General features: G+C 59.3%; 11 protein-coding genes. 5 read left to right on the top strand and 6 right to left on the bottom strand.

Annotation, left to right across the window (positions count from 1 at the left end):
- Positions 1-61 precede the first annotated feature (61 nt).
- Positions 62-631 carry an elongation factor P gene (locus D8U69_RS17225; RefSeq protein ID WP_056856398.1) on the top strand — a complete coding sequence of 190 codons (570 nt, stop codon included), beginning with the start codon at positions 62-64 and terminating at the stop codon, positions 629-631.
- Positions 632-783: 152 nt separating this feature from the next.
- Here the strand turns inward: D8U69_RS17225 and D8U69_RS17230 are convergent, their stop codons facing one another.
- The 4 genes from D8U69_RS17230 to D8U69_RS17245 all read right to left on the bottom strand — a co-directional run bounded on the left by D8U69_RS17230 (position 784) and on the right by D8U69_RS17245 (position 4,085).
- A complete protein-coding gene (locus D8U69_RS17230) occupies positions 784-1,797 on the bottom strand; it encodes an alpha/beta hydrolase (RefSeq protein WP_056856397.1) in 1,014 nt (337 codons plus the stop codon).
- 35 nt (positions 1,798-1,832) lie between these two features.
- Positions 1,833-2,252 (bottom strand): organic hydroperoxide resistance protein, encoded by a 420-nt coding sequence (locus D8U69_RS17235; protein WP_056856396.1) that lies wholly within the window; start codon positions 2,250-2,252, stop codon positions 1,833-1,835.
- Positions 2,253-2,596: 344 nt separating this feature from the next.
- Entirely contained in the window at positions 2,597-3,058 is a 462-nt protein-coding gene (locus tag D8U69_RS17240; RefSeq protein WP_056856395.1) for a MarR family transcriptional regulator, read from the bottom strand.
- Positions 3,059-3,122: 64 nt separating this feature from the next.
- On the bottom strand, positions 3,123-4,085 hold the full coding sequence (locus D8U69_RS17245) for a LysR family transcriptional regulator (RefSeq protein ID WP_130907785.1): 963 nt from the start codon (positions 4,083-4,085) through the stop codon (positions 3,123-3,125).
- A 109-nt stretch (positions 4,086-4,194) separates the two neighbouring features.
- Here D8U69_RS17245 and D8U69_RS17250 point away from each other — a divergent pair, with 109 nt between their 5' ends.
- Complete coding sequence (locus tag D8U69_RS17250) at positions 4,195-4,944, top strand: sulfite exporter TauE/SafE family protein (RefSeq protein WP_082557657.1); 750 nt, start codon at positions 4,195-4,197, stop codon at positions 4,942-4,944.
- Here D8U69_RS17250 and D8U69_RS17255 read toward each other — a convergent pair.
- Positions 4,934-5,788: a LysR substrate-binding domain-containing protein gene (locus D8U69_RS17255; protein ID WP_056856392.1), complete on the bottom strand. Its 855-nt coding sequence runs from the start codon at positions 5,786-5,788 to the stop codon at positions 4,934-4,936. The two genes, D8U69_RS17250 and D8U69_RS17255, sit on opposite strands and share 11 nt — an antisense overlap.
- 95 nt (positions 5,789-5,883) lie before the next feature.
- Here D8U69_RS17255 and D8U69_RS17260 point away from each other — a divergent pair, with 95 nt between their 5' ends.
- Positions 5,884-6,099 (top strand): DUF1127 domain-containing protein, encoded by a 216-nt coding sequence (locus D8U69_RS17260; RefSeq protein WP_056856391.1) that lies wholly within the window; start codon positions 5,884-5,886, stop codon positions 6,097-6,099.
- Positions 6,100-6,180: 81 nt separating this feature from the next.
- A complete protein-coding gene (locus D8U69_RS17265) occupies positions 6,181-7,410 on the top strand; it encodes a winged helix-turn-helix domain-containing protein (RefSeq protein ID WP_130907786.1) in 1,230 nt (409 codons plus the stop codon).
- A 146-nt stretch (positions 7,411-7,556) separates the two neighbouring features.
- On the opposite strand, the gene D8U69_RS17270 is transcribed toward D8U69_RS17265, so the two are convergent.
- Positions 7,557-8,903, bottom strand: coding sequence for a 3-deoxy-7-phosphoheptulonate synthase class II (locus tag D8U69_RS17270; RefSeq protein ID WP_056856389.1), 1,347 nt, complete (start codon positions 8,901-8,903; stop codon positions 7,557-7,559).
- Positions 8,904-9,051: 148 nt separating this feature from the next.
- On the opposite strand from D8U69_RS17270, the gene D8U69_RS17275 reads away from it, so the two are divergent.
- Positions 9,052-9,807, top strand: a complete 756-nt coding sequence (locus tag D8U69_RS17275; protein ID WP_056856388.1) for a spermidine synthase — start codon at positions 9,052-9,054, stop codon at positions 9,805-9,807.
- Positions 9,808-9,821: the final 14 nt, after the last annotated feature.

A 9,821-nucleotide genomic window follows, 5' to 3' on the forward strand; every position in this document is an offset into this window, starting at 1 on the left:
AAATTGGATATGATACGCGGCCTAGATTTTTGTAAATCCCATCCAAATTCGGATATTCGCAATGAAAACTGGTAAAGAACTGAAACCCGGTACCGTGATCCGTCTCGAAAACGATCCTTGGCTGGTTCAGAAAGCTGAATTCACCAAGTCGGGTCGTAACAGCGCGATCATGAAGACCAAGCTGAAAAACCTGCTGACCGGTTACAAGACCGAGATCGTTTACAGCGCTGACGACAAACTGGACGACGTGATCCTCGACCGCAAAGAAGCGACCCTGTCCTTCATCAGCGGCGACACCTACACGTTCATGGACACCACTGACTACACCATGTACGAGCTGAACGCTGAAGACATCGAAAGCGTTCTGCCGTTCATCGAAGAAGGCATGACCGACGTTTGCGAAGCCGTGTTCTTCGAAGACCGTCTGGTATCCGTAGAGCTGCCGACCACCATCGTGCGTCAGATCGACTACACCGAAGGTTCCGCTCGCGGCGACACTTCCGGCAAGGTAATGAAGCCTGCCAAACTGAAGAACGGTACCGAGCTGTCGGTTGCTGACTTCATCGAAATCGGCGACATGATCGAGATCGATACCCGCGAAGGCGGTTCCTACAAAGGCCGTGCTAAATAAGCACTGCTTGAGGAATGAAAAAGCCCGACCATTGAGTCGGGCTTTTTTGTGTCCAGTGATTGGTACGCAACGCCAAACGTGTAGGAGCCGGCTTGCTGGCGATGGCGTCCTCAAGACCGCTATCGCCAGCAAGCCGGCTCCTACAGGTAGGGTTATTTCTTCAGGTGTTCCTTGAGTTCCTGCGAAGCCTGCAACATTGCCGAACGAACCGCTGGAACCTGGCTCACCACGTTGAGCAAACCGTAGTCGTGGATCATGCCGTTGTAGCGAACCGAAGTTACAGGTACACCGGCCTCATCGAGTTTGCGGGCGTAGGCTTCACCTTCGTCGCGCAGCACATCCGCTTGCGCCGTTTGCACCAGCGCCGGTGGCAGACCCTTGAGTTGCGCAGGGGTAGCCCGCAACGGCGAGGCATAGATCTCGTTACGCTGCTTGGCGTCGGTGGTGTAGTTGTCCCAGAACCACTTCATCATGTTTTTGCTGAGGAAGTGCCCTTCGGCAAACTGGTTGTAGGATGCCGTCTCGAAGTTGGCATCGGTCACCGGCCACAGCAATACCTGGAACTTGATCGCTGGCGTGCCTTTGTCTTTTGCCATCAGCGCAACCACGGCCGCCATGTTGCCACCGACGCTGTTGCCGGCCACCGCCAGGCGTTTGCCATCGACGTTGATCTCTTTACCGTGTTCAGCTACCCATTTGGTCGCGGCGTACGCCTGGTTGATCGCCACCGGGTAATGCGCTTCCGGCGACGGCGTGTAGTTGACGAAAACCGCCGCTGCGCCCGAACCGACAACCAGGTCACGAACCAGTCGTTCGTGGGTCGGGAAATCTCCCAGTACCCAGCCACCGCCGTGGAAGAACATGAACACTGGCAACTCGCCCTTGACCCCGGCCGGCCGGACGATAGTCAGGCTCAGCGGTTGGCCGTCGACCTGAATGGTCTTCTGGCTGACATCGGCTTTTGGCAGCGTCAGCTTGACCCCGGCCTGCGCACCCACCAGCACGGCGCGGGCTTGTGCAGGCGTCATTTGCTCGATCGGCTTGCCGGTGCCGGCATTCAACACGTCGAGGAATGCCTGGGTGTTGTGCTCGACATCACCGGCGAACGCGTTGTTGATCGACAGAGCGAGAAGGGTACCGGTCAAGACTTTGCTGAAAGTGTTCATGTTCATTTCCTGTTCGGGCCTGAGTGGGTCAGTGATTAGACGGTGACGTGCAGACGTACTTCGACATTGCCGCGGGTGGCATTGGAGTACGGGCAAACCTGGTGGGCAGCATCGACCAGGGCTTGCGCGTCGGCTTGTTCAAGGCCCGGCAAGCTGATGTGCAGGTCGATGTCCAGACCGAAACCGCCAGGAATCTGGCCGATACCGACGTGGGCGGTGATCGACGCATCGCTCGGGATGCTGCGCTTGCTCTGGCTGGCAACGAATTTCAGGGCGCCGATGAAGCAGGCGGAGTAGCCGGCTGCGAACAGCTGTTCAGGGTTGGTCGCCGCACCGCCAGCACCGCCGAGTTCTTTCGGGGTAGCCAGTTTGACGTCGAGAATGTTGTCGCTGGAAACAGCACGACCGTCACGGCCACCGGTGGAAGTTGCAACTGCGGTGTAGAGAGTTTGCATGGTGAAAGCCTCGTTCGGGTTTGATTGTTTGCGCTAAATGTTTGCGCGTTAAGTAAGTGCGAGGTGAATGTATCGCGCTAATGTTTAGTGCGCAAGATAAATTTTGGAAAAAAAACCGGGAGATTTAAAAACCTGATGATGGTCTTCGCTTGAAAGGCTTGAATTAGAGCTGTGGAAGGGGAGTTTTCAGGGGTGCGGAGCGAACTGGATTTTCGCTTCAACGCAAAACAACTGTAGGAGTGAGCCTGCTCGCGATGGCGGTGAGTCAGTCGACACTCATGCGAATGTCGAGCCGCTATCGCGAGCAGGCTCACTCCTACAGGGATGTGCGCTGGTAGAAAGAGTTACAGACTGTCTTGCAAGTGACGACGCAGCGCTTGCAGTTCCGCCTGCAGTTTCTGCAATCGCTCAAGGGTCATGCCGCTGGCGCCGAGGATGCATTGAGGAATGCCACGGGCCTTGTCACGCAGGGCGCGACCTTTTTCGGTGAGTTCGATGATCACCACGCGTTCGTCTTCGCGGCTGCGGGTGCGGCTGAGCACACCTTCGGCTTCCAGGCGTTTGAGCAGCGGGGTGAGCGAGCCGGGATCAGTCAGCAGGCGCGTGCTGATTTCGCCCACGGTCAAGCCGTCCTTTTCCCACAACACCATCATCGCCAGGTACTGCGGATAAGTCAGGCCCAACGCCTGCAGCAAGGGCTTGTAGACCTTGGTCAGCATCAGTGAAGTGGAGTGCAAGGCGAAGCAGGCCTGGTTGTCCAGCAGCAGGTCGTCGCAGTTGTCCGGGGTGTCGCGCTCGGTGGTCATTTCGAAGCCTTTGATCGGTGATCATCATGAATCTAGCGGGCAAATCTTTAATGCGCCAGATAATTCAGGACGAGTGGTGGTCCAGGTGGGTTTGCAGGACCAGATCCCAGGGGGGGATGGGGCTGAAGCGGGTTTTCAGGTATTCCAGCAGCAATCGGCTGCGCGAGTTGGGTTGTTGTTGCAGGCGCAAGGCATAGATTCCCGAACTCTCCGGTTTGGGCAGGCCATTGTCGCAGAACAGCGGCACCAGTTCCCCGCGCAACAGATACTCACTGGCCAGCCATGTCGGCAAATGCGCGATACCCAGCCCGGCGAGCGCACCGCAGACCAGGGCTTCGGCATTGTTGGCGCTCATGCGGATGCGCGAGGGGCGATGCAAATGCATTTGGCCTTCACGTTCGAAGCGCCAGGCAAAAGGTGGCGCCAGGCCGTCCCAGTCAAGACCGTCGTGTTCAATCAATTGTGTCGGATCATTGGGCACGCCACGTCGTTTCAGATAGTCAGGGCTGGCGCAGGCGATGCGCACCATGCTCGCCAGCGGTGTGGCCACCAATCGCGTGTCGGCCATCTGTCCGGCACGCAATACCAGATCGACCTTGCCCAGGTTCAAGCCCTGCATGTCGACGAAACTGTCGATCAGGTGCAATTGCACATCAAGGCCGGGATACAGCATCAGGAAGTCAGCAATGACCGGCGCCAGATGCCGACGCCCGAACGCGGCAGGCGCATCCACCCGAATCAAGCCTTCTGGAGCGCTGCTCAGGGACACAGCTTCGGCGCGGGCCAGGCGTAACTCGGCGACGATCCGCCGCGCCCGTTCGGCAAACGCCAGGCCGGCCGGCGTTGCACGGACCGCGTGGGTGCTGCGAATGAACAATTGGCTGCCGACAGCGTTTTCCAGGCTATCAATGCGTCGCGCGACGGCCGATGGGGTCAACGGATGACGGCGCGAGGCCGCAGAAAAGCTGCCGGTTTCCAGTACATCCAGAAACAAGCCCAGTTGCTCGGTCAATTGATCGGGATTCATCGTCTGTAACGCTTATGCGAAGTTGGCACAGCCATTGTGCGTTGCTGTGCGTTTCCGCGCTAGAACCAACTGCGTAGGATGAATCGCCTGACGTAGGAGGAAAACGCCTGTGATTGAGTTTTTGATGTATTTGGCCTTTGGCGCTGCCTTGGGTACGCTCGGCGGAATATTTGGCATCGGAGGTGGCTTGATCGCCATTCCGCTGCTGGGCGTTTTATTCGGGCTCGATCAACAGATCGCCCAAGGGACTGCGCTGGTGATGGTGGTACCGAACGTGATGCTGGCGTTGTGGCGTTATCACCAACGCAACAGGATCGAGTTGCATCACGCGCTGCCGCTGGCCTCGATGGGGTTCTGCTTCGCCTGGATCGGCTCGATCTGGGCGGTGGGGATAGATGCGCAAACCATGCGTATTGGCTTCGTCGCTTTTCTGATCGCGCTTTCGGCCTACAACTTGATGCGCATGTTCCTCGCCAGCGCACCGGCCTCTTCACAGATGAACTATGGATGGCCCTGGCTGGGTGTGCTCGGTGCGGCATCCGGCACCATGGGCGGGTTGTTCGGCGTGGGCGGGGCAGTGGTGGCAACGCCCGTGCTGACCAGCCTGTTTGGCACCACTCAAGTGGTCGCGCAGGGTTTGTCGTTGGCGCTCGCATTGCCAAGCACCGGCGTCACTCTGGTGACCTATGCCGTGCATCATCAAGTGGACTGGTGGGTGGGCGTACCGCTGGCAATCGGTGGACTGATGAGCATCAGTTGGGGCGTGAAGATTGCTCACGCCATGCCGGAGCGCCTGTTGCGCGCGCTGTTCTGCGGTTTCCTGGTGCTTTGTGCGGTGATGCTCGCCTTTAAAGTTTGAAGCCTTCGACGATGTGTTCGGCCAGGCATTCGGTGATCGGCGACGGATTGTGCAGATTACGCACGAGCATGATGCTGGCCTCGGGCAGCAACGGCAGGTCTTCAGCTTCACCGAGGATGCGCATGTCCGCGGTGATCAGGCTTTCCAGCTGCGCGGTGACCGCCAGGCCGGCACTGACCACCGCCATGATCGCCGACAGGCTGTCGCTGTTGTACGCCACGCGGTAATCGCGGCCTTGGGCATCGAGGGCGTTGCAGGCCCACAGGCGGCAGAAGCAATCGCTGTTGAACATGGCCAGCGGCAGCGGCGTTTGTTCGTGGGCGCTGTAGCATTGCGCTTCGGCCCAGACAAAACGCTCCTTGCGCAACAACTGGCCGATTTCGCTGCCCGGTTCGCGGGTGACGATGGACAGGTCCAGGTCCTGGCGCATCAGCAATTGTTTTGATGATTCGCAATGCACTTCGATCTGGATCAGCGGATAGGACTGGGCAAACCGCCGCAGGATGCCCGGGAGGAAACGCATCACATAATCGTCTGGCGTACCAATGCGCACGGTGCCGATCATGTCTGGCTCGCGCAGGGTGTTGAAGACTTCGCTGTGCAACTTGAGGATGCGCCGCGCATACCCCAGCAGCACCTGGCCCTCGGCGGTGAGCCGCACTTGACGGCCGTCGCGCTGGAACAACTGGCGCTGCAGCACGTCTTCCTCCAGCCGTTTCATCTGCATGCTGACGGCCGACTGGGTGCGATGGACCAATTCACCGGCGCGGGTAAAGCCGCCCTGGTCGGCAATCGCGACAAAGGTGCGCAACACTTCGGTATCGATCGTCGGGTAGCTCGACATACATCAATCTCCGAGATGATTGCCATCAGAAACATTTGTTGGATTGATCTTAGACCCGGCGCGAGACTGGAGCCATCCAAACGGAGGGCAACAAGATGAAAGGTCAACATGAGTTCCAAGGCACAGAACACCATTCGGTTCACCTGATATCCGATCTGCTGCACAAGATCAGCCGCTGGTACGAGTTGCATCGTGAGCGCGAACTGCTGGCAAGCCTGAGCGACGAGGCATTGAAGGACATTGGCATGAGCCGGGCGGATGTCGAGCACGAGTCGATCAAGCCGTTCTGGAACGACCCGATGCATAAATGAACCCGATCAATAAATGATGAGAACGACGCTACACAAACCCCTTACCGGTGAGGTAGGTTGCGAGCAGACAAGGAGATGCTCATGCCCGCAACGTTGTCCTTTACCCTCAAACAGACTCGGCGTCTGGCACTGGCCGCCCAAGGGTTCAACGGGCGCCAGGCGCCAGCGGCGATCAAGTCTGTCCAGGTCAATCGCCTGATCGAACGGCTGGGTCTCCTGCAAATCGATTCGGTCAACGCCGTGGTGCGCTCGCACTACCTGCCGCTGTTTTCCCGTCTGGGTTCCTATTCTTCTGACTTGCTCGACCAGGCTGCCTGGAGTTCGGGGCGACGTCGCACGCTGTTTGAATATTGGGGCCACGAAGCGTCGTTACTGCCGATGTCGATGTACCCGCTGATGCGCTGGCGCATGCAGCGTGCCACGCGTGGCGAAGACATTTATCAACAACTGGCGCGTTTCGGTCGTGAACAGCAAGACACCATTCGCCGGGTATTGGCCTCGGTTGAAGAACTGGGCGCGTTGGGCGCCGGCAGCCTGTCGACCCGACAGGAACGGGCCGGGCCATGGTGGGACTGGAGTGCGGAAAAGCACGCGCTGGAATGGTTGTTTGCCGCCGGAGAAGTGACCGTGGCTGGCCGGCGCGGATTCGAGCGGCTTTATGACTTGCCGGAGCGAGTCATTCCTTCACAGGTTCTGGCGCTGCCGTTGCTCACTGAAGCCGAGGCCCAGCGTGGCTTGCTGGTGCATGCCGCGACAGCCTTGGGCGTGGGCACCGAGAAAGACTTGCGCGACTACTTCCGCCTGAACCCCGGCGACAGCCGCCCGCGTCTGGCTGAATTGGTCGAGGCGGGCGAGTTGCTCACCTGCGAAGTCCAGGGCTGGAAGCAACCGGCTTATTGCCTGCCCGAGCCCAAGCTGCCGCGCAGGGTCGAGGCCAGTGCACTGCTTTCACCGTTCGATTCGCTGATCTGGGAGCGCAGCCGCACCGAGCGGCTGTTCGATTTTCGCTATCGGCTGGAGATTTACACGCCGCAGGAAAAACGGGTCTACGGCTATTACGTCTTGCCGTTTTTGCACAACGAGCGGATTGCCGCGCGCGTCGATTTGCGCGCCGAGCGGGCGGCAGGGCGGCTGGCAGTGCATGCGGTGCATGAGGAAGAGGCGGGGCTGGATGACGAAGGGATGCTGGCGTTGGCGGTGAATCTGCGGCGGATGGCGGACTGGTTGGGGCTGGAGCGGGTGCAGTTGAATTGCCCAAGGGCGAGTGCGGATCGGTTGCGGGTGGCATTAGCACAGATTGAGGGTGACTGAGCTGACGCCATCGCTGGCAAGCCAGCTCCCACAATGACCGCGCCATTCACAAATTATGTGTACAACGCTATCCCTGTGGGAGCGGCGGTGCGACGATTCGACTTGCCCGCGATGGCTGCCTGTCAGGCAATCAAAGATTTAATGACTCACCGCCTAACTTGCTTCAAGGTCTCTGCAATCAAAAACGCCAGTTCCAGCGACTGATCGGCATTCATCCGCGGGTCGCAATGGGTGTGATATCGATCCGACAACCCATCTTCGGTAATCGGCCGCGCGCCACCGATGCACTCGGTGACATTCTGCCCGGTCATCTCGATGTGGATACCACCGGCGTAGGAACCTTCCGCCTCGTGCACCTGGAAGAACTGTTTGACCTCACCCAGAATCTGCGCAAAGTCGCGGGTCTTGTAGCCGCTGCTGGCCTTGATGGTGTTGCCGTGCATCGGGTCGGAACTCCACAGCACTTGCTTGCCTTCACGCTGCACCGCACGAATCAGCTGCGGCAAGTGATCGCCGACCTTGTTCGCGCCCATCCGGGCGATCAGGTTCAGGCGACCGGGGTCGTTGTCCGGGTTAAGCACATCGATCAGGCGGATCAGGTCGTCAGGATTCATGCTCGGGCCGACCTTGACCCCGATCGGGTTGTTCACTCCGCGCAGGAATTCGACGTGGGCGCCGTCGAGCTGGCGGGTGCGGTCGCCGATCCACAGCATGTGCGCCGAGCAATCGTAGTAATCGTTGGTCAGGCTGTCGCGCCGCACGAAGGCTTCTTCGTAGTTCAGCAGCAGCGCTTCGTGGGCGGTGAAGAAGCTGGTTTCGCGCAGTTGCGGCGAGCTGTCCATGCCGCAGGCACGCATGAAGGCCAGGGTTTCATCGATGCGGTCGGCGAGGTGGCTGTACTTTTCCGCCAGGGCCGAATTGGCGATGAAGTCCAGGTTCCACTTGTGCACCTGATGCAGATCGGCAAACCCGCCCTGAGCGAAGGCGCGCAAAAGGTTCAGGGTGGCGGTGGACTGGTGATAGGACTGGAGCAGGCGTTCCGGGTCCGGCACACGGCTTTTTTCGTCGAAACCGATGCCGTTGACGATATCGCCACGGTAGGCCGGCAGGGTGATGCCGTCGATGGTTTCGTCGTTGGCTGAACGCGGTTTGGCGAATTGCCCGGCCATGCGTCCAACCTTGACCACCGGGCAACCGGCCGCGAAGGTCATGACAATTGCCATTTGCAGCAACACTTTGAACGTATCGCGAATTTTTGCGGCGGAGAACTCGGCGAAGCTTTCGGCGCAATCGCCGCCCTGCAACAGAAACGCGCGGCCCTGGGTCACTTCGGCAAACTGACGACGCAATTCCCGCGCTTCGCCGGCAAACACCAGCGGTGGATAGCTGGCCAGCGTTTGCTCGACCTGCTGCAAATGCGCAGCGTCGGGATATTGAGGTTGTTGCTGGATCGGCAAGGCGCGCCAGCTGTCAGGGCTCCAGGGTTGGCTCATCATCATCTCTAGTGTTTTACGCTCGGGCGTCCATGTTATCAGCAATTAGTGCGTGACCTGTTCCCGTCGCTTCGCGGACAATCGCGCCTTTGCCGCTTCATGTTGCGGTGTGTTGCGTTGCCGGGCCTGGCAGCGATCGGGAGACGAAATGACTGAGGAGCGCGTCGAGCATTTGCTCGCCGAGGTGCAGGACGAATTTGGTGTGATTCGTGTGCTGGAAGTGGCTGATTACCGTTTTCTCGAATTCGGCGATGCCATCGAGCAAAGCTGCGTGTTCACCGCCGACCCGAGCTGGCTCGAATATGACTACACCCGGGCGATGCTGATTGGCGCGCTGTGCCACGAACAGCCGGAATCGGCATTGTTCCTCGGCCTCGGTGCAGGCACGTTGACCCAGGCTTGCCTCAAATTCCTGCCGCTGGACGACGTCGAAGCCATTGAGTTGCGCCCGGATGTGCCGCGCCTGGCCATCGAATATTTGGGGCTGGATGACGATCCGCGTCTTTACATCCGCGTGGGTGACGCGCTGGAGTTGCTCGACACCGCCGAGCCCGCGGACCTGATTTTCGTTGATCTTTACACCGACGTAGGTCCGGGAGCCGGGCACTTGGCGTGGACTTTCCTGGAAAACTGCCAGAAACGCCTCAACCCGGGTGGCTGGCTGGTGATCAATCAATGGGCCACCGATGACGGCAAGCCGTTGGGCGCCGCGTTGCTGCGCGGGCTCTATCATCGGCATTACTGGGAGCTGCCGGTGAAGGAGGGCAATGTGATTCTGATCGTGCCGTCGGACCTGGATCAGGAGCTGGATATGGAAGGCCTGGTATCCCGGGCCGAAGGGCTGGCGCCGCGGTTGGGGTATTCGTTGCAGTCGTTGATCAAGGCGATTCGCCCGGCGACATGATTCGGTGCCCGTGA

It is taken from the genome of Pseudomonas sp. Sample_16 (assembly GCF_004307665.1).
Classification (GTDB): Bacteria; Pseudomonadota; Gammaproteobacteria; order Pseudomonadales; family Pseudomonadaceae; genus Aquipseudomonas.